This window comes from Aestuarium zhoushanense, assembly GCF_056431045.1.
Genome location: NZ_JBWKMA010000023.1, coordinates 189,477 through 211,037, shown reverse-complemented (window position 1 = coordinate 211,037; position 21,561 = coordinate 189,477). Strand labels below are relative to the sequence as shown.

At 57.1% G+C, this 21,561-nt stretch carries 27 protein-coding genes; 14 read left to right on the top strand and 13 right to left on the bottom strand.

Going from position 1 to position 21,561, the window contains the following annotated elements:
• Positions 1-125: 125 nt before the first annotated feature.
• Positions 126-3,458, bottom strand: a complete 3,333-nt coding sequence (gene carB / locus AC07ED_RS12600; protein ID WP_105234195.1) for a carbamoyl-phosphate synthase large subunit — start codon at positions 3,456-3,458, stop codon at positions 126-128.
• A 182-nt stretch (positions 3,459-3,640) separates the two neighbouring features.
• Here carB and AC07ED_RS12595 point away from each other — a divergent pair, with 182 nt between their 5' ends.
• The 3 genes from AC07ED_RS12595 (at position 3,641) to aspS (ending at position 7,183) form a co-directional block, all read left to right on the top strand.
• Positions 3,641-4,747, top strand: a complete 1,107-nt coding sequence (locus AC07ED_RS12595; protein ID WP_105234196.1) for an aminodeoxychorismate synthase component I — start codon at positions 3,641-3,643, stop codon at positions 4,745-4,747.
• Positions 4,702-5,343, top strand: coding sequence for an aminotransferase class IV family protein (locus AC07ED_RS12590; protein WP_105234197.1), 642 nt, complete (start codon positions 4,702-4,704; stop codon positions 5,341-5,343). The genes AC07ED_RS12595 and AC07ED_RS12590 overlap by 46 nt, the downstream gene beginning before the upstream one ends.
• A gap of 61 nt (positions 5,344-5,404) precedes the next feature.
• Positions 5,405-7,183, top strand: a complete 1,779-nt coding sequence (aspS, locus tag AC07ED_RS12585) for an aspartate--tRNA ligase (protein WP_067550794.1) — start codon at positions 5,405-5,407, stop codon at positions 7,181-7,183.
• 70 nt (positions 7,184-7,253) lie between these two features.
• Here the strand turns inward: aspS and AC07ED_RS12580 are convergent, their stop codons facing one another.
• Together AC07ED_RS12580 and AC07ED_RS12575 are read right to left on the bottom strand one after the other, a co-directional pair.
• Entirely contained in the window at positions 7,254-7,430 is a 177-nt protein-coding gene (locus tag AC07ED_RS12580) for a hypothetical protein (RefSeq protein WP_158664464.1), read from the bottom strand.
• Positions 7,431-7,590: 160 nt separating this feature from the next.
• Positions 7,591-8,460, bottom strand: coding sequence for a response regulator (locus tag AC07ED_RS12575; protein WP_478242255.1), 870 nt, complete (start codon positions 8,458-8,460; stop codon positions 7,591-7,593).
• Between AC07ED_RS12575 and mce the strand changes: the two genes are divergently transcribed.
• Together mce and AC07ED_RS12565 are read left to right on the top strand one after the other, a co-directional pair.
• On the top strand, positions 8,459-8,863 hold the full coding sequence (gene mce, locus AC07ED_RS12570; protein WP_105234198.1) for a methylmalonyl-CoA epimerase: 405 nt from the start codon (positions 8,459-8,461) through the stop codon (positions 8,861-8,863). The genes AC07ED_RS12575 and mce overlap by 2 nt on opposite strands.
• An 84-nt stretch (positions 8,864-8,947) precedes the next feature.
• Positions 8,948-9,241, top strand: coding sequence for a DUF1467 family protein (locus AC07ED_RS12565; RefSeq protein WP_067550792.1), 294 nt, complete (start codon positions 8,948-8,950; stop codon positions 9,239-9,241).
• Here the strand turns inward: AC07ED_RS12565 and AC07ED_RS12560 are convergent, their stop codons facing one another.
• Positions 9,242-9,931 carry an EI24 domain-containing protein gene (locus AC07ED_RS12560; protein ID WP_105234199.1) on the bottom strand — a complete coding sequence of 230 codons (690 nt, stop codon included), beginning with the start codon at positions 9,929-9,931 and terminating at the stop codon, positions 9,242-9,244.
• Positions 9,928-10,521 (bottom strand): nitroreductase family protein, encoded by a 594-nt coding sequence (locus AC07ED_RS12555; protein WP_105234200.1) that lies wholly within the window; start codon positions 10,519-10,521, stop codon positions 9,928-9,930. Before AC07ED_RS12555 ends, AC07ED_RS12560 begins: the two co-directional genes overlap by 4 nt.
• Positions 10,522-10,612: 91 nt before the next feature.
• On the opposite strand from AC07ED_RS12555, the gene AC07ED_RS12550 reads away from it, so the two are divergent.
• Complete coding sequence (locus AC07ED_RS12550; protein ID WP_105234201.1) at positions 10,613-10,861, top strand: DUF167 domain-containing protein; 249 nt, start codon at positions 10,613-10,615, stop codon at positions 10,859-10,861.
• On the opposite strand, the gene AC07ED_RS12545 is transcribed toward AC07ED_RS12550, so the two are convergent.
• Entirely contained in the window at positions 10,858-11,094 is a 237-nt protein-coding gene (locus tag AC07ED_RS12545; RefSeq protein WP_105234202.1) for a hypothetical protein, read from the bottom strand. The two genes, AC07ED_RS12550 and AC07ED_RS12545, sit on opposite strands and share 4 nt — an antisense overlap.
• Before the next feature lie 180 nt (positions 11,095-11,274).
• Here AC07ED_RS12545 and AC07ED_RS12540 point away from each other — a divergent pair, with 180 nt between their 5' ends.
• Positions 11,275-11,922 carry a M48 family metallopeptidase gene (locus tag AC07ED_RS12540; protein ID WP_478242252.1) on the top strand — a complete coding sequence of 216 codons (648 nt, stop codon included), beginning with the start codon at positions 11,275-11,277 and terminating at the stop codon, positions 11,920-11,922.
• Positions 11,923-12,015: 93 nt separating this feature from the next.
• Positions 12,016-12,378, top strand: a complete 363-nt coding sequence (locus AC07ED_RS12535; RefSeq protein ID WP_105236270.1) for a diacylglycerol kinase — start codon at positions 12,016-12,018, stop codon at positions 12,376-12,378.
• On the opposite strand, the gene ppk2 is transcribed toward AC07ED_RS12535, so the two are convergent.
• The gene (ppk2, locus tag AC07ED_RS12530) at positions 12,356-13,165 is read right to left on the bottom strand and encodes a polyphosphate kinase 2 (protein ID WP_245918156.1); all 810 of its coding nucleotides are present in this window, start codon (positions 13,163-13,165) and stop codon (positions 12,356-12,358) included. The two genes, AC07ED_RS12535 and ppk2, sit on opposite strands and share 23 nt — an antisense overlap.
• Positions 13,166-13,420: 255 nt before the next feature.
• Here ppk2 and AC07ED_RS12525 point away from each other — a divergent pair, with 255 nt between their 5' ends.
• Complete coding sequence (locus AC07ED_RS12525) at positions 13,421-13,681, top strand: DUF6455 family protein (protein ID WP_105234205.1); 261 nt, start codon at positions 13,421-13,423, stop codon at positions 13,679-13,681.
• On the opposite strand, the gene AC07ED_RS12520 is transcribed toward AC07ED_RS12525, so the two are convergent.
• Complete coding sequence (locus tag AC07ED_RS12520) at positions 13,678-14,163, bottom strand: DUF4405 domain-containing protein (protein ID WP_105234206.1); 486 nt, start codon at positions 14,161-14,163, stop codon at positions 13,678-13,680. The two genes, AC07ED_RS12525 and AC07ED_RS12520, sit on opposite strands and share 4 nt — an antisense overlap.
• A 440-nt stretch (positions 14,164-14,603) precedes the next feature.
• Between AC07ED_RS12520 and AC07ED_RS12515 the strand changes: the two genes are divergently transcribed.
• From AC07ED_RS12515 to AC07ED_RS12505, 3 genes are all read left to right on the top strand, one after another.
• Positions 14,604-15,002: a hypothetical protein gene (locus AC07ED_RS12515; protein ID WP_105234207.1), complete on the top strand. Its 399-nt coding sequence runs from the start codon at positions 14,604-14,606 to the stop codon at positions 15,000-15,002.
• A gap of 110 nt (positions 15,003-15,112) precedes the next feature.
• Positions 15,113-15,523, top strand: coding sequence for a c-type cytochrome (locus AC07ED_RS12510; protein ID WP_105236271.1), 411 nt, complete (start codon positions 15,113-15,115; stop codon positions 15,521-15,523).
• A gap of 39 nt (positions 15,524-15,562) precedes the next feature.
• A complete protein-coding gene (locus AC07ED_RS12505) occupies positions 15,563-15,910 on the top strand; it encodes a YigZ family protein (protein WP_105234208.1) in 348 nt (115 codons plus the stop codon).
• 11 nt (positions 15,911-15,921) lie between these two features.
• Here the strand turns inward: AC07ED_RS12505 and AC07ED_RS12500 are convergent, their stop codons facing one another.
• Both AC07ED_RS12500 and rimO read right to left on the bottom strand, forming a co-directional pair.
• Positions 15,922-16,860 (bottom strand): hypothetical protein, encoded by a 939-nt coding sequence (locus AC07ED_RS12500; RefSeq protein ID WP_105234209.1) that lies wholly within the window; start codon positions 16,858-16,860, stop codon positions 15,922-15,924.
• A gap of 59 nt (positions 16,861-16,919) precedes the next feature.
• Entirely contained in the window at positions 16,920-18,296 is a 1,377-nt protein-coding gene (gene rimO / locus AC07ED_RS12495; RefSeq protein WP_167668763.1) for a 30S ribosomal protein S12 methylthiotransferase RimO, read from the bottom strand.
• A 78-nt stretch (positions 18,297-18,374) separates the two neighbouring features.
• On the opposite strand from rimO, the gene AC07ED_RS12490 reads away from it, so the two are divergent.
• The gene (locus AC07ED_RS12490) at positions 18,375-18,701 is read left to right on the top strand and encodes a winged helix-turn-helix transcriptional regulator (RefSeq protein WP_105234211.1); all 327 of its coding nucleotides are present in this window, start codon (positions 18,375-18,377) and stop codon (positions 18,699-18,701) included.
• Here AC07ED_RS12490 and AC07ED_RS12485 read toward each other — a convergent pair.
• The 3 genes from AC07ED_RS12485 to AC07ED_RS12475 all read right to left on the bottom strand — a co-directional run bounded on the left by AC07ED_RS12485 (position 18,698) and on the right by AC07ED_RS12475 (position 20,615).
• The gene (locus AC07ED_RS12485) at positions 18,698-19,381 is read right to left on the bottom strand and encodes an SGNH/GDSL hydrolase family protein (RefSeq protein ID WP_105234212.1); all 684 of its coding nucleotides are present in this window, start codon (positions 19,379-19,381) and stop codon (positions 18,698-18,700) included. The genes AC07ED_RS12490 and AC07ED_RS12485 overlap by 4 nt on opposite strands.
• Positions 19,382-19,491: 110 nt before the next feature.
• Positions 19,492-19,929: a PaaI family thioesterase gene (locus AC07ED_RS12480; protein ID WP_105234213.1), complete on the bottom strand. Its 438-nt coding sequence runs from the start codon at positions 19,927-19,929 to the stop codon at positions 19,492-19,494.
• Between the two features lie 89 nt (positions 19,930-20,018).
• Positions 20,019-20,615 carry a GcrA family cell cycle regulator gene (locus tag AC07ED_RS12475; RefSeq protein WP_067550775.1) on the bottom strand — a complete coding sequence of 199 codons (597 nt, stop codon included), beginning with the start codon at positions 20,613-20,615 and terminating at the stop codon, positions 20,019-20,021.
• A gap of 126 nt (positions 20,616-20,741) precedes the next feature.
• Between AC07ED_RS12475 and AC07ED_RS12470 the strand changes: the two genes are divergently transcribed.
• Positions 20,742-21,545 (top strand): ABC transporter permease, encoded by an 804-nt coding sequence (locus AC07ED_RS12470; protein WP_105234214.1) that lies wholly within the window; start codon positions 20,742-20,744, stop codon positions 21,543-21,545.
• The last annotated feature ends 16 nt before the right edge of the window (positions 21,546-21,561 follow it).

Sequence of the window (21,561 nt, the reverse complement as noted above, 5' to 3'; positions counted from 1 at the left end):
TTCCTCCAACATCGTTGGGGCAGAGTGGGCGTTAATCCCCTAGTTGTCCAGATTGACCAAAGGTCGTTTGACCCAAAGAAAAAGGCCGGACACGACGGTCCGGCCTTTGATCGATGTGTGTGCGATTAGCCTTGGAGGCTGCGGACGCTGATATCGTCCTCAACGCGGGCCTTCATCGCCTGAGCCGCAGCTTGGCTACCTGCCGCCGTGGTGAAATAGGGCAGCTTGTCATATAGAGCGACCGAGCGGATATCGCGGCTGTCATTCACAGCCTGTGCGCCTTCGGTGGTGTTGAACAAGAGGTCCACTTTGCCGTCTTTCAAGAGGTCTACGATGGTGCGGCCACCCTCGTAAACTTTGTTGACGATTTCGCAGTCGATGCCGTTTTCGCTCAGGAACGAAGCGGTGCCGCGGGTCGCGAGGATTTTGAAGCCAAGGTCAGAGACTGTTTTCGCGGCTTCGACCATGCCTGCGGTTTTGTCGTTGTCACGAACCGAGATAAACACGGTGCCTTCGGTTGGCAGGTGGGTGCCTGCACCCATCTGCGCCTTGAGGAACGCACGTGCGAACGAACGGTCCCAACCCATGACCTCACCCGTGGAGCGCATTTCCGGCCCGAGGATGGTGTCAACGCCCGGGAAGCGAGCGAAGGGCAGGACAGCCTCTTTGACCGAGAACCAAGGTGTTTTCGGATCGGCGAGGGTGAACGGGTCGCCCTGCGGCTGCATCTGATCAGCGCTGATGGTTTCGTCATAAGGTTCGCGCACTGGGAAGTTCGACAGCGGTTCGCCAGCCATCAGGCGGGCAGCGATCGATGCGATCGCGCTGTCGGTTGCTTTTGCAACGAACGGCACGGTGCGGGATGCGCGCGGGTTAACTTCGATCAGGTAAACTTCGCCGTCTTTAACAGCGAACTGAACGTTCATCAGGCCCTTAACTTCGAGCGCGAGCGCGAGAGCTTGGGTCTGTTTGCGGATTTCAGCAACGATCTCTGCCGACAGGGTGTGCGGCGGCAGACAGCATGCGGAGTCACCAGAGTGAACGCCTGCTTCTTCGATGTGTTCCATGATGCCCGCGACGTGGACGTTTTTACCGTCGCAAAGTGCGTCGACGTCAACTTCGGTCGCGCCAGAGAGGTAGCTGTCCAAGAGAACAGGGCTATCGCCCGAAACAACCACAGCTTCGGCGATGTAGCGTTCGAGCTGCGCCTGATCACGCACGATTTCCATCGCGCGGCCACCCAGAACGTAGGACGGACGGATCACCAGCGGGAAGCCGATGTCAGCAGCGATTGCAAACGCTTGTTCGTCGGTCGACGCGATGCCGTTCACAGGCTGTTTCAGGCCCAGACGGTTCACGAGGTCTTGGAACCGTTCGCGGTCTTCTGCGAGGTCGATTGCGTCCGGCGAGGTGCCGAGGATCGGAATACCTGCTTCTTCCAGAGCGTTCGCGAGTTTCAGCGGGGTTTGGCCGCCGAACTGAACGATAACGCCGTGCAGGGTGCCGTTGTCCTGTTCCACGCGCAGGATTTCCATCACGTGTTCAAAGGTCAGCGGTTCGAAATACAGACGGTCCGAGGTATCGTAGTCGGTCGACACGGTCTCGGGGTTGCAGTTGATCATGATGGTCTCGTAACCCTGATCGGTCAGCGAGAAACATGCGTGACAGCAGCAATAGTCAAACTCGATACCCTGACCGATACGGTTCGGGCCACCGCCGAGGATGACGACCTTCTTACGGTCGGTCGGACGGCTTTCGCATTCCACGTCGCCCATCGCTGCGGCTTCGTAGGTGGAATACATGTAAGGCGTTTGCGCTTCGAACTCTGCAGCGCAGGTGTCGATGCGTTTGAACACAGCCGTAACGCCAAGGTTCTGACGTGCGCGGCGCACCTGAGCTTCGTCGCGGCCAGTTAGTTTCGCAAGGCGTGCGTCGGTGAAGCCCATCATTTTGAGCTTACGCAGACCATCTTCGGTCACAGGCAGGCCGTTCTTAGCCACGTCCTGTTCGACTTCGATGATTTCGCGGATACGGTCGAGGAACCAAGGATCGAACGAAGTGATCGCGATGATTTCATCGTTGGTAAAGCCGTGGCGCATCGCTTGAGCGATGGTGCGCAGACGGTCAGGGGTTGCCTTGCCAAGAGCTGCCGACACTGCGGCCTTGTCCGGTGCGCCCGGAATTTTCACTTCGTCAAAACCAGTCAAGCCCGTTTCCATCGAAGCGAGGGCTTTCTGGACCGACTCGTGGAAGGTCCGGCCAATCGCCATCGCCTCGCCCACGGATTTCATCGCGGTGGTGAGGTAGGGTTCCGAGCCCGGGAACTTCTCAAATGCGAAGCGCGGGATTTTGGTGACGACATAGTCAATGGTCGGCTCGAACGATGCCGGCGTGACCTTGGTGATGTCGTTGTCCAGCTCGTCGAGCGTGTAGCCAACAGCCAGTTTCGCCGCGATTTTAGCAATCGGGAAACCTGTCGCCTTGGACGCCAGAGCCGACGAACGCGACACGCGCGGGTTCATTTCGATGACGACCATACGACCGTCTTTTGGATTCACAGCCCACTGAACGTTCGAACCACCTGTCTCAACGCCGATCTCACGCAGAACCGCGATCGAAGCAGTGCGCATGATCTGGTATTCTTTGTCGGTCAGGGTCAGGGCAGGGGCCACAGTGATCGAGTCGCCTGTGTGCACGCCCATCGGATCTACGTTTTCGATCGAACAGACGATGATGGCGTTATCCGCTTTGTCGCGGACCACTTCCATTTCGTATTCTTTCCAGCCCAAGAGCGATTCATCGACGAGGATCTGACCTACTGGCGATGCATCCATGCCCGAGCGGCAGTAGTATTCGTATTCTTCACGGTTATAAGCAACACCACCGCCTGTGCCGCCCAAGGTGAACGCAGGACGGATGATCGCAGGCAGACCGATGTCTTCCAGTGCTTCCATCGCGATTTTCACACCAGCGTCGATGTCGTGTTTGCCCTTTTCGTTTTTTGGGGCAGTCACAATCGTCGCGCGCGGGTTTTCGAGACCGATACGGTCCATCGCTTCGCGGAACAGTTTACGGTCTTCGGCCATCTCGATCGCTTCGCGGTTTGCGCCGATGAGTTGGACGTTGAATTTATCAAGCACACCCATGTCCGCCAGAGCGAGCGAGGTGTTCAGGCCAGTTTGACCACCCATCGTCGGGAGAAGCGCGTCGGGGCGTTCTTTCTCGATGATCTTCGCGACGACCTCTGGGGTGATCGGCTCGATGTAAGTGGCATCGGCCAGACCAGGGTCGGTCATGATCGTTGCGGGGTTCGAGTTCACGAGGATGACGCGGTAGCCTTCTTCGCGAAGTGCTTTACACGCTTGAGCGCCCGAGTAGTCAAACTCGCAAGCTTGGCCAATCACAATTGGCCCCGCTCCGATGATCATGATCGACTTGATGTCGGTTCTCTTCGGCATGGGACCCTCATATGTTATGGCAGCAGACAGCAGAGCGCATAGCGCGCCCAAATTGTTGGGCGTTATAGACAGAGTCGCCCAAGGTTCAAGGGGTATGATTAGCGAAAACCATGTCGCTTTTGTACTGTCGCTGGCTGAATGGCTGGTTTATCCGTCCCGCATGCAAAGTTTAGGTGCGAAAAATGCGTGTTTTGTTTGACCGAGGACCAGATGGGTCTGCGGCTGAATTTGATGTGCCGCATCAAATCATTGAAGCGTGGGAGCCCGAAGATATCCCCGCCGCGTTCGCGGCGCTGAAGGCCGCAAAGGGCTGGCTGGTTGGCTATTGTTCATATGAACTCGGCTATGCGTTAGAGCCGCGGCTTTTGCCGTTGATGCCAAAGAACCGTAAACTGCCGCTATTGCGGTTCGGGGTCTATGGCGGGCCAAAGTCCGCGGTGATGCCAGAGGCCGATGGGACAATCGGCGATTTGGCCCCGCTTTGGGATGCGCCAAAACATGCCGATGCGATTGGGAAACTGCGCGATTACATCGCGGCGGGCGATATTTATCAGGCCAATCTGACATTTCCGATCACCACGACGGTCGATGGAACGCCCGAAGGCATCTATGGCGCGCTCGCTGCGCGTCAGGCTGTTGGTCATTCGGCGTTGGTTCTTCAGGACGGCCCTGCGATTCTCTCGCGTTCGCCCGAACTGTTTTTCCGGATCAAAGACGGGATGATCGAAACCGCGCCGATGAAAGGCACTATGCCGCGCGGTAAGACCGAAGACGAGGACGCCGCGAATAAGGCGTTCCTGTCGATGGATGAAAAGAACCGCGCCGAAAACCTGATGATCGTGGATTTGCTCCGCAATGACATCTCGCGAATCTCTGTCGCGGGGACGGTTAAGGTGCCGAAACTGTTCCACGTCGAAACCTATGCGACCGTTCACCAGATGATCAGCCGTGTTGAGGCGCGTTTGATGGATGACGTGACCTTCCCCGATATTTTGCAGGCGCTGTTCCCTTGCGGGTCCATCACAGGTGCGCCGAAATTGCGGGCGATGGAGATCATCGAAGAACTCGAGACCGCGCCACGAGAAGTTTACTGCGGCTCCATCGGATGGTTCGCGCCTGACGGACGCGCAGAATTCAACGTCGCGATCCGCACGCTTATGGTAGACGGGGATCAGGCGACATTGAACGTGGGCGGCGGGATCGTATGGGATTCGACCCCAGCATCGGAATACGAGGAAGCCTTATGGAAAGCGCGCTTCGCACAGATCGACCCGAAAACCTCCTCCTGATCGAAACGATAGGGCGTGGGGCGGAGGGTATCCGCTACCTCGACCTCCACCTTGCGCGGTTGAAACGCGGTGCCGAGGCGCTGGGTTATCCCTTTGATGAAACTCAGGTTCGTGCCGCGCTGACCGATGCGACCGAAGAGCATGAACGCATTCGTCTGACGCTGAACGAGGCTGGCAATGCTGTGGTCGAAACGGGCCACCTGCCGCCCAATCCCCCGCATTGGACCGTTGCGGTTCATAGCACCCAAATAAATTCCGACGATCCGTGGCTACTGGTAAAGACCACCAACCGCGCGCTCTATAATCAGGCCCGCGCTGACTTGCCGAGTGGCGTTGATGAATGGCTGTTCCTCAATGAACAGGGTGAAGTCTGCGAAGGCACGATCACCAATATCTTTGTCGTGACTGAGGACGGACGACGGGTCACGCCGCCTCTGACCTCTGGTCTTTTGCCCGGCATCTTGCGGCAGTCCCTCATCCAGAACGGGTGGGAGGAACAGGTTCTGACCCTCTCTGACCTGTCAAAAGCCCGCGAAATCCACATGGGGAACGCTTTAAGAGGCCTTATCCGCGTCCAACTCGCGCCCTTTGCTTGACATCGGGCGGTGAACCCTGTGTATCGGCGCGGAACCCCGCAAACCCAAGGGACATGACATTATGCACGCCTATCGCACTCATACCTGCGCCGCACTGACGAAAGACAACGTTGGTGAGACCGTCCGCCTGTCGGGCTGGGTCCACCGTGTGCGCGACCACGGCGGTATCCTCTTTATCGACCTGCGTGACACCTACGGCGTGACGCAGGTTCTCTGCGACCCCGACTCGGCTGCGTTCTCTGCTGTCGAAAAGGTTCGTTCGGAATGGTGTATCCGCATCGATGGCGAGGTGAAGGCCCGCGATCCAGAGCTGGTGAACCCGAAACTGCCAACTGGCGAAATCGAAGTCTTTGTTCGCGACATCGAAGTGCTGGGCGCAGCCGCTGAACTTCCGCTGATGGTGTTTGGCGATCAGGAATACCCCGAAGAAACCCGTCTGAAATACCGCTACCTCGATCTGCGCCGTGAAGCGATGCAGACCAACATGAAGCTGCGGTCTGATGTTGTCGCCTCTATGCGTCGTCGCATGTGGGACAAAGGTTTCCGCGAATTCCAGACCCCGATCATCACGGCGTCCTCGCCTGAAGGCGCACGCGACTTCCTCGTGCCGTCGCGTCTGCACCCGGGCAAATTCTACGCACTTCCGCAGGCACCGCAGCAGTTCAAACAGCTGATCATGGTGTCGGGCTACGACAAATACTTCCAGATCGCGCCGTGCTTCCGCGACGAAGACCCGCGCGCTGACCGTTCGCCGACCGACTTCTACCAGCTCGACATGGAAATGTCGTTCGTCACCCAACAAGACGTGTTCGACACCGTTGAGCCTGTGATCGCTGGCATCTTTGAAGAGTTCGGCGGCGGGAAAAAGGTCGACCGCGACTGGACCCAGATTTCTTACAAAGACGCGGCGCTGTGGTATGGTTCGGACAAACCCGACCTGCGCAACCCGATCAAAATGCAGGACTGCTCGGAACACTTCCGCGGGTCTGGCTTTGCGATCTTTGCGAAACTGCTCGAGCAAGACGGCACAGAAGTGCGCGCAATTCCTGCGCCGACAGGTGGCAGCCGTAAATTCTGTGACCGTATGAACGCTTTCGCTCAGAAAGAGGGTCTGCCGGGCATGGGCTACATCTTCTGGCGTGAAACTGACGGTGAAATGGAAGCGGCTGGCCCGCTTGCTAAAAACATCGGACCAGAGCGCACCGAAGCGATCCGCCAGCAGCTTGGCCTCGGTATCGGTGACGCGGCGTTCTTCCTTGGAGGTAAGCCGAAAGCCTTTGAATCGGTTGCTGGCAAAGCCCGTAACGTCATCGGCGAAGAACTGGGCCTGACCGACAAAGACCGCTTCGCCTTTGCTTGGATCGTGGACTTCCCGATCTACGAAAAAGACGACGAGACTGGCAAAATCGACTTCGAACACAACCCGTTCTCGATGCCGCAGGGTGGTATGGACGCGCTGTTGGGCGATCCGTTGGCCGTTCGTGGGTTCCAATATGACCTTGCTTGTAACGGCTACGAACTTGTGTCGGGCGCGATCCGTAACCACAAGCCTGAGATCATGTTCAAAGCCTTCGAAATCGCTGGCTACGGCAAAGAAGAAGTCGAAAAGCGTTTCGGCGGCATGGTTAACGCGTTCCAATACGGCGCTCCGCCGCACGGTGGTTGCGCAGCGGGTATCGACCGTATCGTGATGCTCTTGGCTGAAGAAGCGAACATCCGCGAAGTCATCATGTTCCCGATGAACCAGCGCGCAGAAGACCTGATGATGAACGCGCCGAGCGATCCGACGAACGAACAGCTCCGCGAACTGAACCTGCGTGTTGTTCCGCAGGAAAAGTAAGGCATACGCCAGATAAACAAAGAGGCCGGCAGGGAAACCTGACCGGCCTTTTTACGTGGAGGATTAAGTCTTAAACGCCAGTCGCGGTGTAGAGAGGGAGGCTATCCGCAGCAAATTTTCCAGTCGATGTATCGATCACGGCAACCACAGCAACGGCCAGCATAATGAGGCCAGCAGTCAATACGACCCAATCTACAAGGTCGCTGCCTTTGTCCTCTGACCAAATATGGTTGATAATCTTTACCATGATCTCACTCCTAACTCTCTTAACGGCGGGGGCCGCGTTGAGGTTAGGTATGACATCTGACTAGGGCTGCTTGGCGGACGGTTTGTGCCTTTTTTGAGGAATCTAGGCACGTGATTGTGGCATTGATCGGACCGTCGCAACAATCCGAAGTGGTTATTGGTTACTGTAGCCTCGGTCCTGACGGTGCCGATAGACGATCCTGCACCAGCGCCATTACGCGCGACAACGACGGGAGAATCGGTTGCCCATCGTGACGGCATTGGTCCAGCGCGGCGACCGCGTGGGTGAGGGTGTGATCATCGGCACTGCGGGCGATGCCCGATAGAAACTGCGTCACATAGTCGAGCGACCTACCATCATGGCAGTGCGCCAGAACCTCTGCCGCTTGGGCGAGGTCATCCTCATAGGCCACGAGATCAGGGACGACATTATCATTTGTAACAACGCGTAGCCCGTGCAGTTGCCGATCCGTCGGTAGGTGCTTGAGGATGAGCGACTGAAATGCGGCCAAAGACCCCATTGGTTTGGGCAGAAACCCATCAGCCCCCGCCACAACGGCTCGCATTTCGCCGTCTGGATCACCGCTTGTCCCGAGAATCACATCAACGCGGGGGTGGGCGCGGGACAGGTCCGTGATCAATCCTTCGCCGTAGCCATCAGGCAAGCCAAGGTCGATAATCACGACGGCAGGACGATAGACGCGCAGGTGCATACGGGCGCTCGCCAGTGTATCTGCCCGCCGCAATCGTGCGCCCGACCTCTGGGTCATGAGGCGCATTGCCTCTGACGCGAAACGGCTGTCTTCGACCAAGAGCAGCGTCAGCCCAGCCAAGGGGCGGCTGGCGGTGGGGGGGAGGGTCATCATAAAATCGGTTTGGCTGTCCATCATCAGGCCCTTTGGTCGGGGTTGGATGAGGTCAGAAAACACCAGCATGGTTGATGAAAGATTAATCCGCGACGAAACGACAGCTTTGCCTTGGGGGGCGGAACCCGCGATAAGGTGATCAACGCTATGAGGGAGAGATCGCATGATCGGACGTTTGAACCATGTTGCCATTGCAGTGCCGGACCTAGAGGCCGCATCGGCGCAATACCGTGATACTTTGGGTGCCAAAGTGAACCCGCCGCAGGACGAACCTGATCACGGCGTGACCGTTGTGTTCATCGAACTGCCGAACACAAAGATCGAACTCCTGTATCCGTTGGGCGAGAACTCTCCGATTGCGGGCTTTTTGGAAAAGAACCCAGCGGGCGGCATTCACCACATCTGCTACGAGGTCGACGATATCCTCGCGGCGCGTGACAAGCTCAAAGAGCAAGGCGCACGGGTTCTGGGCACAGGTGAGCCGAAAATCGGGGCGCATGGGAAACCCGTTCTGTTCCTGCACCCCAAAGATTTCAACGGCTGCTTGGTCGAGCTTGAGCAGGTCTAAGGCTTGCCCCTGACCTGAAGCAGAGTATGTAAGCATCAAACAAAAGGGGCGGTCCTTCGCCCCTTACTTTAACAGGAGAGTCCGATGGCTCCGACGTCCGCATTTGTCCTCTTTGCCGTGATCTGGTTCATGGTGTTCTTTATCGTCCTGCCGCTGCGGCTCGAAACGCAGGGTGAGGCGGGCGAGGTGGTCAAAGGAACCCATGCGTCCTCCCCTGCGAACTTTAGCTTTAAGCGCAAAGCGTGGATCACCACGATGGTGGCTGTTCCGCTTTGGGGTGTGATCGCCGGTGTGATCCTGTCGGGCCTGATTTCGGTGCGCGACCTAGATTGGTTCCACCGAATGAGCACACCCGAAGTGAGCCGTCCCGCTGAATAATCAGCGAGACGCAAGGCGGTGATAGAGGTGGGTAAATGTCGCCGCGCCGAGTACCGGAATGAACAGGTTCACGAGCGGAAATGAGAGCGGCACAGCCATCAGGCAGCCCGCGACCCAGATTTGTCCCGAGTAGTGCCGACGCATGGCTTTGGCGCCTTCGCGACCCTCACGGCGCTGGGCGGCGAGGGTGAAATACTCTCGTCCCAATAGGTAGCCGTTCAGCATGTAGAATATCGGCAGTGCGAAGATCGGCAGGAGCGTCGAGAGAACGAACGCCAGAATGTTGCCGACCAACAGCACGCCGAGGAAGTTGATCGTGTCACGCAGGCCGTCCCAGAATCCCACATGAGGGACTGGGGGGAGGTGAGGATAGTGCCGATCCTCAACCGCTTGGGCCACGTCATCCAAAAAGAGCGACGTCATCGCAGATGCGACAGGCACCATCAGGAACATAGATGCCACGATCATCAGGATCAGCGACCCCCACGACAGCAGATCGCCCAGCCACGTGACTTGACCTACCCCAGGGAGCGTTAGGGCAGAGGGGTCTGCCCAGTCGATCAGCATCAGAAAGCCCGCGTAAATCGCGACGAGCAGGGCAATGGTCAGCCCGATGCCGAGCATCACAACCCGCTGAAAGCGGCTATCACCCAGTTGAGCGACGGCCTTAAAGAAATCGCCGAGGATCATTTCCACGTCACAATCTGGCTGAGGTCAGGGCGGGGGCGTTCTGGGGGCACCATGCCTTCGGTGCCGATATGGATGATGCCAGCGACCTTTTCGTCTGCGGTGACGCCCAACTGTTCGGCGGTGAACTGTGGATCGTGGCTATGCCAGCCCGACACCCATGACGCAGCCCAACCCGTGGCGAGTGCCGCATTCACGAGGCTGAGGCAAACAGCGCCCGCCGAATACTGCTGTTCAATTGCAGGCACCTTTGCCGCGTCTTTGGGGCTGTAGACGACCACGACGGCACAGGGGGACTGTGCGTAGACGGTTGCGGGTTTGTCGATATTGCCTTGTTCGATGCCCAGCCGCTCTCCTGCTGCTTGCAATGCGCCTGCGTAGGTTTCGAGGGCCTCTTTGCTCAACACGATAAACCGCCATGGCACCAATGCGCCGTGGTCTGGTGTGCGGGCTGCGGCAGTCAGGATGGTTTCCAATGCGGCACGATCTGGCCCCGGCCCTTTGATCGTTTTCGCGGGACGCGACCGGCGGGTCAAAAGGAAATCAACGGCGGCGTCATTGCGGGTGAGGGGCGGAATAGTCGTGTCGGTCATCAAAGTCTCCTGCTTCACTAGGGATATCGGCATTAACGGGAACGAATTCAATCGGTAGAATTATACGCAGCGGCAGATTAAACCCGTCGCTATGACCGATCTTTCCCATCTTGCCGTTGAGGGCGCTGAAATCGCTGTTCGGGTGACACCGAAGGCGAGCCGTGATCGTATCCTCGTCGAAGACGATGCGATCCGTGTCTACGTAACCACGGTGCCTGAGGACGGCAAAGCGAACAAAGCGGTGGTCAAACTGCTGTCCAAAGCGCTGGGCGTGCCCAAAACGCGGCTCGATCTGATCCGTGGCGCAACATCGCGGGATAAGGTGTTTCGGATCGTCTAGCTGTCCTTGCGCAGACGATAGACACCTTCTGGCAGATCCAATGCCGCCTCAAGATCGCGGAGCTGGCTCAGCGACAGGGTGATTTTAACGACCTGATCGGTGCGCGGGTCCAATTGCTGAACCGTGATGCAATCCTCGAACGCCGAGACGGTAACATCTTCTTGCAAAAAGGCTGCGTCTTCGTCGACCAAGGTCACGACGGTGGCATCGAAATCGTGTTCAATCGTAAACATGAGATCAGCCTAGACCTGCAATCGCGACTTGAAAAGAGGAGATGCCAATCCCGTGAGGACGCGGCATCAGGGGCTTACGGGCCGTCGGTGGAATGATATGATGCCCAAAAACAAAGCGAGAGGCCAATGCGGGCGTTCCTCATTCTCATGTTCGGTGTTTTCGGGTTGGCGGGCTGTTCAATGCCACCAATCACCGTGGCCACCGTTGCGCCCAAGGCTGTTTCCGTCACGCCTGATCGCCAAACCGCGAATATGTTCGTGGCCGTGGTGCAGGACGTGGAACCCTTTGTCGAAGATATCTGCGTTCGAACAGATGCGCGTCGCAACTGCGATTTCCGTATTGTGATTGATGACACCCCCGGTGCGCAGGCCAACGCGTTTCAGACCGTGGATCGGTCGGGGCGGCCTGTGATCGCGTTTACGCTAGCCCTACTGGATGACATCCAGAACGAGGACGAGTTTGCTTTTGTTTTGGCGCATGAAGCCTCGCACCACATCGCTGGGCATTTGGAACGGACACAACGCAACGCGGCGGTCGGCGCGATGATCTTTGGCGAATTGGCGGGGGTTGCTGGGACGGGCCTCCCGTCGAATGTCCAAGCCGCGCGAGAGATTGGCGCCGCTGTGGCCTCCCGTGCCTATTCCAAGGATTACGAGCTAGAGGCGGATATGATGGCCGCCCGTATCGTGACAGCAGCGGGGTATGATGCGCTGCGCGGGGCCGCTTTCTTTGCTCGTATTCCTGACCCGGGGGATCAGTTCCTCGGTTCTCACCCCGCGAACGCGGACCGTGTTGCCGCGGTGCGCCGTGCCGTGGGTGCAATCTGAAACTGACACAAAGCTTTTAACTCGCGCTGTTATGAGCGCCGAATTAGACTTCTCTGCACCAACGGCAGAGAGGAGCGGTCAGTGGGGAAGATCATGCAAGGTATTATGCGTATCCGCCAAAGGGCTATTTGGTCGTGGCAAGGCTGGGTTCACGTTTGGAAAACCGAACAATCGCTGATGCAGTGGATTTGGGCCAACGCGGTCTCGATCCCTTTGGCCGTGATTTTGCCGCTGACGGCGGGTGAAACCGCGCTGATCATTATGGGCGGTGTGTTCGTTTTGGCGATGGAGTGCATCAACACAGCGATTGAGCGCGTTGTCGACGACATCTCAACCCAGCGCCGTGACCGCGCAGGCCAAGCCAAAGACGCAGGCAGCGCCGCCGTCGCGGTGTCTGCTGTTGGCGTCGGGATGGCTTGGCTCGTGATCCTGTTTAGGCTCGTGACGAACGGCTAACCTTCCGCGTTTCGGGGTGTAGCGCCTTGCCCAGAATATGTTCGTCGGTGTGGATGACCTTATCCGCAGAGCCTACGATTTCGGGGTCGGGGAGTACGGCGATTGACGGGTCTTTGCCTGGATAATCGAGGGTCGATAGGAAGTGGCGCATGCAATTAATCCGCGCCCGTTTCTTATCGTTCGATTTAACCACGGTCCAAGGCGCATCGGCGGTGTTCGTATAAAAGAACATCGCCTCTTTTGCCTCGGTGTAGTCATCCCATTTGTCGAGCGACGCCTTATCAATCGGGGACAGCTTCCATTGCTTCAGTGGATCGGTTTCGCGGGCCTTAAAGCGGCGAAGCTGTTCGTCTCGAGTGACTGAGAACCAGTATTTATAAAGCCGAATGCCAGACCGAACGAGCATCTGTTCGAGGTCGGGGGTCATGCGCATGAATTCCAGGTATTCGTTGGGTTCACAGAACCCCATGACCCGTTCGACGCCTGCGCGGTTATACCAACTGCGGTCGTAGAACACCATTTCGCCCGCCGTCGGAAGATGTTCGATATAGCGTTGAAAGAACCACTGGCCGCGCTCTGTCTCAGTCGGTTTATTCAGGGCCACAACCCGCGCATGACGTGGGTTCAAGTGCTCCATGAACCGTTTGATCGTGCCGCCTTTGCCTGCAGCATCACGGCCCTCGAACAGGATGACGAACTTCTGGCCCGTTTCTTGGGCCCAGTGCTGCACCTTGAGCATTTCCGCCTGAAGTTTGGCTTTTTCGGCCTCATAGGGAATGCGGGCCATGCGTGTGTGGCGGTGACGAGGCGGTGATGGTTTGACCTCGACAGAGGGGTCCTGAGCATCTGTGGCAATCGCGGCGGTGGTCTCTGTCATGGCGTCGTCCTCTGTTCGTGTCTGATTGGGGACTTTAGGCCTGATGTCGGAAGGGTGCCTTGATATGCGTCAACGGTGCGCCGTTTTGATCTGGCGCAATGCGGGCGTCAGCGACTTGGCGCACAACGCTGCTTGATTGGATTAAGACATATAAAGGATGAACCGATGCAGCGGTTGGGCGATATTCGGGAACATTTTTGGCTGACCCTCGCTATGGCGAAACATTGTGAGGTCGATCTGGCGGAAGCCATGCGTGAAGGCCATATTTCTACGGCGGAATATGCCGATCACATCACCCGTTGCCGCGCGTGCCCATCCCCCGAACATTGCAAGCATTGGCTCAAAAACGCATCCGCGGGAGACGAGCCCCCGCAGTATTGTCAGAACAAAGCGTCCTTTGCCGAATTGGCGAGCGAACCTGCTTAGCCTTTGACGGCAGAGAGTAGGCTGATCGCGCCGCGCATGTCACCATCAGAGAGGTCGATCAGGGTCTGATCCGCCGTTGCGGTCACGCCTTGTTCGGCCAGTTTCGAAATGAGGCTCTCGGCGTCGGTGCCCATCAGCGGAGCGAGGTCTGTCAGCGAGGCAGAGCTAACCATCTGCAAAGCGACAATGTCAGGACGCGCATCACCTGCATCATCCCCGAGTGGCACGAAAGACGCCGCAAGCATCACCGCAGACGCCGTCATCAGCGTCAGTGCGACAGGCCGTTTGAAATAGGTCTGAAATGCACGCCAGTTCAGCACAATGTGCAAAAGAACCGCAGCAACCATGACCAGCCCGACATATTCATGAATGACTTTGTTCAGCGTCGTATTGGTATGGAAAAACATCAGAATGCCGGTCGCCCCCATAATGAGGAAGGTGCCGATCGTGAGTGGCGTTGCATAGGCGCGGAGGTGTTTCATCGCGATAATCCTGACTGATCAAATACTCACCTTGAAACGGGGACTAAACGAAAGTCCGTCGAAATTTTTCACTCGGTCAGTGTTTTTTGTCAGTGGTATGTAAAATGCCTCCCTTTGGAACCGTTACCCTAACCAAATGAAACACACGCTAGGCTGCGGGATGTGAGATGACGGATCTAAGACACTCAGATTTTAAGACAGCCATTACTATGATCCACGTTCCACCCTGCGCGGCAGATATTCTTGCTGCCTTAGCAGAAGGGCACGTGGACGACGTGCAGGCTGACGAGCTTTTGAGAAAGTGCCGTGTTTGCGCACGTCGCTACACACCTCGGGGTTGGATGAATGTCGATAGTGGGTGTGGTGTTTGGCAAGGTTGCGCGCATTTGGACCGTATCAAGGCCGCGCTGATAGACTGATGAAAGGCCGGCCGTTCCGGTATGAGTTACACAGTTAAATCTCTTTTGCCCGCCAAAGTGATCCACGACGCAGGACGGCCAGACAGCCCAAGCGACGCTGTGACGATCATCGGGTTTGATGTGCTCGATACAGCGGTCCTCGCCATGACAGTCGAGAATAAAGACGGTCAACTCTCTCAGTTCCCGCTTTGGCCGACGGTTCGGATTAGCAGCCAATATGGTGACTCCCTGACAGGCGATCAGCTTTTGATGGCCCTACTCAAAGAGGGCGTCGTGAACGAGGTCAAACCGCCGAAACCGCGTGTCGAATTCCACAATCCGCCGCCTCAGGTCCGCATGGTCCAACTCGGTCGGGTCGAGGTCTACGCGATCACCGCTGCCGTTGTTTTCCTCCTCTGGGTGGTGCTTTCCGCGCTTTAATTGCGATTTCTACGACCAAAGGACTAGGCTTGGACCCGTCTTCGTTGATCTGGGTCAACCCTCCTGCTGCCCAGAGGCGTAGCCTTGGCGCATTCATTCAGGAGGGCACTATGACCTACTTTAAAACCGCTGCGACACTTGCGTTGATCGCTCTGTCGAGCCCCGTTTTCGCGGACTCCTACAACGAGATCAAAGTTGACGCGGGCGAGAAACTCTTTGACGCGGAATGCCACCGTTGCCACGCCGATAACCCCACCGACCCGAGCTATGGCCCGCCTCTCGTGAACGTTGTGGGCCGTGGGGCTGGGACCGTTGTGGATTACGACTACTCCACCGCTCTGGCGGCCTCTGGCATCGTCTGGACCCCTGCCGCGCTGCGGGCGTGGATGGAGGATAACGACGGCTTTATGCCGGGGACGAAAATGCGTCACGTGGGCATCACCGATCCTGTCGTGCAGGACTTTATCCTGTCCTACCTGCAGAGCATCACGACCCAAGATAACGCTGCCATCAGCGAGTAACCCTTTCGCCTGCGGCCCTCACGGACTAGGGTCGCGGGCATGAAGATCATCGACAATGTCATCAGCGACCGCGGGTCGAAATACGCGGTCTCTGGCGCGCCCTGCAGCAGTGCAGAGGACGCAAAGGCGTTCATCAAAGAGCTGTGCAAAACCAAGAAATTCGCCAAGGCGACCCATAACACTTGGGCCGTGCTTCTTGACGATGGGCCGCTGAAAAACGACGACGGCGAAAGCGGCGCGGGCATGGTGATCGTGCGGATGCTAGAGCGCGAAGGCCTCCGAGGACACCTCATCTGCGTCACCCGTTGGTTCGGCGGCAAACACCTCGGCGGAGACAGGTTCCGCCACGTGCAGGAGGCGGTCAGGGTTTATTTGGAGGGGATTTAATCCTATGGCAGCTATTCTTCCGTCGCGGATAACTCTTTTTCGTTCGAATGGATTTCTTTGATGATATACAGACTAGGTTCCATTTCACCGTCCTCATTCTCGACGAGATAAACCCTTAAGTCGGCTAGAACGACCTCCTTTGTGAATAGAGCGTCTGACGGGATTGATGGGTCGATTTGTACGCGTGTCCTCTTCTCTGATACTACGGATACCACGCCAGCCCACCCTGCTTTGGCACTATCTAAATCGTGGGCCCTAAGCTGAACCTCAACGTTCTCTAGACTGTATTCTTCGCGTTCGGGCTCGAATATTTGCTCATCGACGTCAGATGGGATCTCTTCAATCACTGACTGAGGGATTGTTGTTCGTCCTGCGGAAATTTTGCGTGCACGATGTCTTTTGGCTGGAAGGAAAAAATCTCTAGCATTCCGAATTGTTGATTTTTTTTTCTTGCCACTGTGGAGCTCTGTAATTGCAGTTCTGATCGTTTCTGGGTCGACCTGTATCAAATTGCCGGCGACATTTGTTATGTTGTGGTATGCGCTGTAGGTTTCTGGGGCTTGGGTTTTGCGCTTAAAAATTTTTTCAATGAGGCTTAATATTCCCCATAGTGCAATTGCGACCACAATAGTCGTCACCATGCTGTCATAAGCTTCGGATATTTCAACGCCCGTGATAGCTTTAATGAATTCGGGCACTTCCTCCTCCAAATCCTCTTGGAACCCAAAAACAATGGCTGCTGTTATGATTTCTTTTAGAGGGCTTTGTTGTTGTGCAACCGATAGTCGAACTTTCAATGAAGAAATTTCAAGTCCAGGATGGCAAATTTTCAGAATTTCAAATGAATCTTTAATTAACTTTTCGTTCGCTAGTAAGCTGCCCGCGATCTCACGCATCGTGGCTTGATCGTCAAAGTCGTAAGTAAGTGAATGGTTAAAAGTATAGTCCAACACAACCTCCTATGCACGCGGAGGTAGAATTCACTTTTCTTGAGTAAGGTCAATATTTTTTAACCTCTTAATTGACCCCACAAATCATACTCACCTGCTTCATCTACCTCAACGGTAACAATATCACCCACTGACAACCCTTCAGTGCCTTCGTCGATAAAGAGGTTGCCGTCGATCTCGGGGGCGTCGGCCCAAGTGCGGCAGGTCGCGATGCCGTCCTCGTCTATGTCGTCCACGATGGCTTCGAGGGTTTTGCCGACTTTGGACTGTAGCTTGGCTTCGGAAATGGCTTGAGCCTTTTCCATAAAGCGGTCCCAGCGGTCTTGCTTCACCTCATCAGGGACGTGATCGGGCAGGTCGTTCGACCGTGCGCCATCCACGTTTTCGTATTGGAAGCAGCCCACGCGGTCGAGTTGCGCCTCGTCCAGCCAATCAAGGAGCGTCTGGAATTCCGCTTCGGTCTCACCCGGGTAGCCGACGATAAAGGTCGAACGCAGGGTGATATCAGGGCAGACAGACCGCCACGCGGCGATCTCGTCCAGTGTTTTGGCCGCCGCCGCAGGGCGGGCCATGCGTTTGAGCGTGTCAGGGTGCGCATGCTGGAACGGGATATCCAGATAGGGCAGGATCAGGCGGTCCGCCATCAGCGGGATCAGGTCACGCACGTGCGGGTAGGGGTAGACGTAGTGCAGCCGCACCCAAGCGCCCAAGCTGCCCAGATCACGAGCAAGGTCGGTGATATGCGCGCGGTGGTCCCGCTCGGTCGCGTGTTTGATGTCGACACCGTACGCGCTGGTGTCTTGCGAGATGACGAGTAGTTCTTTGACGCCCGCCTCGACCAGCTTTTCTGCCTCGCGGATCACAGCGTGGGCAGGGCGCGAGGCGAGTTTGCCGCGCATGTCGGGGATGATGCAGAACTTGCACTTGTGGTTACAGCCCTCAGAGATCTTGAGGTAGCTGTAGTGGCGCGGGGTGAGTTTCACGCCCGAGGCCGGCAGCAAGTCGATGAAGGGATCGGGTGACGGCGGCACAGCGCCATGCACAGCGTCGAGCACCTGTTCGTATTGGTGCGGTCCCGTGACGGCGAGGATATTCGGGTGGTGTTCACGGATGTAATCAGGTTCGGCGCCCAGACAGCCGGTCACGATCACTTTGCCGTTTTCCACGAGGGCTTCGCCAATGGCATCAAGGCTTTCCGCCTTGGCCGAGTCGAGGAACCCGCAGGTATTCACGATTACTGCGTCCGCGCCCGAATAGTCAGGGCTGATCGCATAGCCTTCGGCCCGCAGGCGGGTCAGGATGCGTTCACTGTCGACCAAGGCCTTGGGGCAGCCGAGGGACACCATGCCGATGGTCGGCTGGCCGTCACGTTTCGGCTCCGAAAAGCGAGGTTTCGGGGCAAGGTCGGGGCGGAGGTTTGGCGGGTTCTGGGACATGGGGCGCATATAGCGCTGTAAATGGCATCTGGGAAGTGGTGCTAGACAGGGGGCGGTTCGCTCACGTATTGGTAAGGAATGAAGTATTCGTACCGTACCCGCAGCACCGACTGCCCTTATGAACTGGCGATGGGCCTCGTGTCCAAACGCTGGAAGGCGCGGGTGTTGGATGTGCTGTCCCGTGGGACGCTGCGATATGGCGACCTGAAGGACGCGCTGGCGGGCGTGTCGGACAAGGTGCTGAGTTCGGCCTTGGATGAGCTGACCCGCGATGGTCTGATCAGCCGCACGGCTTTTGCCGAGATACCGCCGCGAGTGGAATATGCGCTGACTCCGCAGGGCGAAGGGTTGCTCGCCGCGATGGAGCCGCTACGCCAATGGGCGGAACGGGAAAACGGGCGTTAATCGTTTGCTGCGATGATTTCTGCGATCCGTGCGCCGATGGCTTGGCTGCCTTTGGGCGACGGGTGGACGAGGTCGAGGCCATGATAACTGCGGTCGCCATAGGGCACGAGGTCGGACATCGCGACAAAGGTGACGCCGTCATCTGCCGCAGCCATGAGCGCCAGACGACGATCTAGTTCGTCGCCCACCACGCCGCAGCTTTCGACCGGGGCTTGAACGCCGGGGGTTCTTAGGTAGCCAGAATAAATCACCTTTGCACCACGGGCACGCAGGGTCGCAACGAACTCCGGTATCGACCCTGACAGACCATCCGCGCTGATTAGGCGATTCACCTGACGGTCGCAGGCGCGGCAGCCGCAGCCGAACAAAATGTCATTGCCGTAGCCATTCATGACCACCCATTCCCACGGGCCGTCGATCACTTGTTTCGGGATGCTAAGGCCAGCTGCACCACTGACGGGGAGCGCGTAGTTGATCCGTGCGCCAGAGACAGAGCGATCAACCACTTCTTCGCCAAGTTGATCCTCGATCGCATCTGAAACGGCCGTACCAGAACCGCGATTGAAGGCCATCATCGAATCGCCCAAAAGTAGAATTCGCGCGTTTTCGGCACGAGACGCGGTTTCGCCGCAGCTTATTAATGCAATGAAAACAAAACCAAAAAGCCACCGAAACGACATTCGACTACCTATCAAATGAGCCTACAGAGTTGAGGCCGCGTCCCTGCTACATATAGCAAATGGGCCGTGTGCGCATATGACTTTACGCTGGGGAAACAGTTTGTCGCCGTTTAGCGTTCGCCCTTGCCGTGCATAGCCATAATGGTCTGTTGCATCACTGCGCAGAGCGTTTCGGTGCCATCTTTGACCGCATATACATCGGCCTTGGTTAACAGCAGGGTCCGGCCCGCCCGCAGCACTGAACCTTTGGCGACGATTTTATCGCCGTTCGCAGGGGCAACCATGTTGATCTTATATTCGACGGTGAGAACGGATGTTCCCTCTGGCACCACGCTCATCGCAGCATAGCCCGCAGCAGAATCCGCAATCATTCCAACGACGCCACCGTGCACATATCCATGCTGCTGGAGAACGCCGTCCCAATGCGGGATTTCGATCTCCGCGCGGCCCTCTTCGATCACCGGAATTTCAGCGTGGATCAACGCCATCGCCGATTGTTTGGCAAAGCTGTCACGGATGCGGGTGCGGGTGTCGTCACTAAATGTCATGCGGTGACGCTAGAATGGGATCCGTCAGTTTGTAAAACAAAACCCGCCGTCACGGGCGGGTTTCATTTGGTATATTCTGTGATGAACGCTTAGCGACGACGGTCGCGGCGTGCGCTCATGGGTTGGAAGGCCACGCCAACGTGGGCTTCGCAGTAGGGCTTGCCCTGTTGGGTCGGCAGACCGCAGAACCAGAAGTCAGGTGTCGCTGGGTCGCCAATCGGCCATTTGCAGGTCCGCTCGGTCAGTTCCATCAGCGACAGTTTCTTTGCGGTCTTTTCAACCTCGTTTACCTTGGCCAGAGCCTCGGGCGAGATTTCATTTGCAGACGGCTGCGGCGGCAGAGGCTGACCCGCTGGGATGATCGCCTTGCGTGCAGGGCTCATCGGGATCGGCGCGAGGGTCGTTTCAGCCGGTTTCGGCTCTGCCTTCGGCTTGGGCGCTGCAGCGGCTGCGGGTTTCGGTTCTGCCTTAGCGACCTTGGGCGCTGCGGGCTTTGCCTCTTTGGCAGGTTTTGCGGGCGCTGCAGGAGCCGCACCAGTGGTACGGTTCGACAGGCCAAGACGATGCACCTTACCGATGACCGCATTTCGGGTCACCCCGCCAAGTTCTTTGGCGATCTGGCTGGCCGACTGGCCTTCGCCCCACATCTTTTTCAAGAGCTCGACGCGTTCGTCGGTCCAGGACATATTGCGTTCCTTTGGCTAATTGGGCGGGCGCATCTGCGCATCCGACCTTGCATCATTGGTCAAGGAACTATTCTAAGCACGTGGGCGCGGGATACAAGCGTTCGAATCGCGAAAACGGAGGCAAAGATGTCACAAGATGCCGGAATGGGTGTGCGTAGGTTCGGAAAAGTGAACTGGTTGGGCCTCTATACCCTGTGCCGACGCGAAGTTTTGCGATTCCTGAACGTCTGGTCACAGACGCTTATGGCGCCGTTGATCAACGCGGGCCTGTTCCTTTTGATCTTTACCATCGCGATTGGATCGCAACGCGGTGACGTGATGGGCGTGCCGTTCATGCACTTCCTCGCACCGGGTATCCTGACCATGACGGTGATCCAGAACGCGTTTGCGAACTCGTCCTCTTCGCTTACCTCGGCCAAGGTGCAGGGCAATATCGTGGACACGCTGATGCCGCCCTTGTCGGCGGGTGAATTGGTGACGGGATACATCGCAGGTGCGGTTGCGCGTGGCCTTTTGGTGGCTGTGGTGATCGCGATTGGCGTCTGGCTGTTCCTCGGCGTTGGGATGCAGCATCCGCAGTGGGTTCTGGTTTTTGTGGTGCTGGGCGCTGTGTTTATGGGCGGCTTGGGTATCATCGCAGCCATTTTCGCCAATAAGTTCGACCAGCTCGCTGCGATTTCGAACTTTGTCGTGACGCCGCTATCGTTCTTGTCGGGGACGTTCTATTCCATCGACGCGCTGCCGCCTGTGTTGAACAAACTCAGCCACGTGAACCCGTTTTTCTACATCATCGACGGTGTTCGTTTCGGCATGATCGGTGTGTCGGACGGAAGCCCATGGCGCGGCCTGTGGGTGGCAATCTTGGCCTGTGCGGTCGTCATGTCGATCTGCTGGTATTGGTTCAAGCGCGGCTACCGCCTGAAAGCCTGACAAAACACTTTGCGAA

Excerpts from the sequence above, each read along its gene's own strand:
- carB (WP_105234195.1), bottom strand. The coding sequence starts at position 3,458 with ATGCCGAAGAGAACCGACATCAAGTCGATCATGATCATCGGAGCGGGG.
- AC07ED_RS12595 (WP_105234196.1), top strand. The coding sequence starts at position 3,641 with ATGCGTGTTTTGTTTGACCGAGGACCAGATGGGTCTGCGGCTGAATTT.
- AC07ED_RS12590 (WP_105234197.1), top strand. The coding sequence starts at position 4,702 with ATGGAAAGCGCGCTTCGCACAGATCGACCCGAAAACCTCCTCCTGATC.
- aspS (WP_067550794.1), top strand. The coding sequence starts at position 5,405 with ATGCACGCCTATCGCACTCATACCTGCGCCGCACTGACGAAAGACAAC.
- AC07ED_RS12580 (WP_158664464.1), bottom strand. The coding sequence starts at position 7,430 with ATGGTAAAGATTATCAACCATATTTGGTCAGAGGACAAAGGCAGCGAC.
- mce (WP_105234198.1), top strand. The coding sequence starts at position 8,459 with ATGATCGGACGTTTGAACCATGTTGCCATTGCAGTGCCGGACCTAGAG.
- AC07ED_RS12575 (WP_478242255.1), bottom strand. The coding sequence starts at position 8,460 with ATGCGATCTCTCCCTCATAGCGTTGATCACCTTATCGCGGGTTCCGCC.
- AC07ED_RS12565 (WP_067550792.1), top strand. The coding sequence starts at position 8,948 with ATGGCTCCGACGTCCGCATTTGTCCTCTTTGCCGTGATCTGGTTCATG.
- AC07ED_RS12560 (WP_105234199.1), bottom strand. The coding sequence starts at position 9,931 with ATGATCCTCGGCGATTTCTTTAAGGCCGTCGCTCAACTGGGTGATAGC.
- AC07ED_RS12555 (WP_105234200.1), bottom strand. The coding sequence starts at position 10,521 with ATGACCGACACGACTATTCCGCCCCTCACCCGCAATGACGCCGCCGTT.
- AC07ED_RS12550 (WP_105234201.1), top strand. The coding sequence starts at position 10,613 with ATGACCGATCTTTCCCATCTTGCCGTTGAGGGCGCTGAAATCGCTGTT.
- AC07ED_RS12545 (WP_105234202.1), bottom strand. The coding sequence starts at position 11,094 with ATGTTTACGATTGAACACGATTTCGATGCCACCGTCGTGACCTTGGTC.
- AC07ED_RS12540 (WP_478242252.1), top strand. The coding sequence starts at position 11,275 with ATGCCACCAATCACCGTGGCCACCGTTGCGCCCAAGGCTGTTTCCGTC.
- AC07ED_RS12535 (WP_105236270.1), top strand. The coding sequence starts at position 12,016 with ATGCAAGGTATTATGCGTATCCGCCAAAGGGCTATTTGGTCGTGGCAA.
- ppk2 (WP_245918156.1), bottom strand. The coding sequence starts at position 13,165 with ATGGCCCGCATTCCCTATGAGGCCGAAAAAGCCAAACTTCAGGCGGAA.
- AC07ED_RS12525 (WP_105234205.1), top strand. The coding sequence starts at position 13,421 with ATGCAGCGGTTGGGCGATATTCGGGAACATTTTTGGCTGACCCTCGCT.
- AC07ED_RS12520 (WP_105234206.1), bottom strand. The coding sequence starts at position 14,163 with ATGAAACACCTCCGCGCCTATGCAACGCCACTCACGATCGGCACCTTC.
- AC07ED_RS12515 (WP_105234207.1), top strand. The coding sequence starts at position 14,604 with ATGAGTTACACAGTTAAATCTCTTTTGCCCGCCAAAGTGATCCACGAC.
- AC07ED_RS12510 (WP_105236271.1), top strand. The coding sequence starts at position 15,113 with ATGACCTACTTTAAAACCGCTGCGACACTTGCGTTGATCGCTCTGTCG.
- AC07ED_RS12505 (WP_105234208.1), top strand. The coding sequence starts at position 15,563 with ATGAAGATCATCGACAATGTCATCAGCGACCGCGGGTCGAAATACGCG.
- rimO (WP_167668763.1), bottom strand. The coding sequence starts at position 18,296 with ATGTCCCAGAACCCGCCAAACCTCCGCCCCGACCTTGCCCCGAAACCT.
- AC07ED_RS12490 (WP_105234211.1), top strand. The coding sequence starts at position 18,375 with ATGAAGTATTCGTACCGTACCCGCAGCACCGACTGCCCTTATGAACTG.
- AC07ED_RS12485 (WP_105234212.1), bottom strand. The coding sequence starts at position 19,381 with ATGTCGTTTCGGTGGCTTTTTGGTTTTGTTTTCATTGCATTAATAAGC.
- AC07ED_RS12480 (WP_105234213.1), bottom strand. The coding sequence starts at position 19,929 with ATGACATTTAGTGACGACACCCGCACCCGCATCCGTGACAGCTTTGCC.
- AC07ED_RS12475 (WP_067550775.1), bottom strand. The coding sequence starts at position 20,615 with ATGTCCTGGACCGACGAACGCGTCGAGCTCTTGAAAAAGATGTGGGGC.
- AC07ED_RS12470 (WP_105234214.1), top strand. The coding sequence starts at position 20,742 with ATGTCACAAGATGCCGGAATGGGTGTGCGTAGGTTCGGAAAAGTGAAC.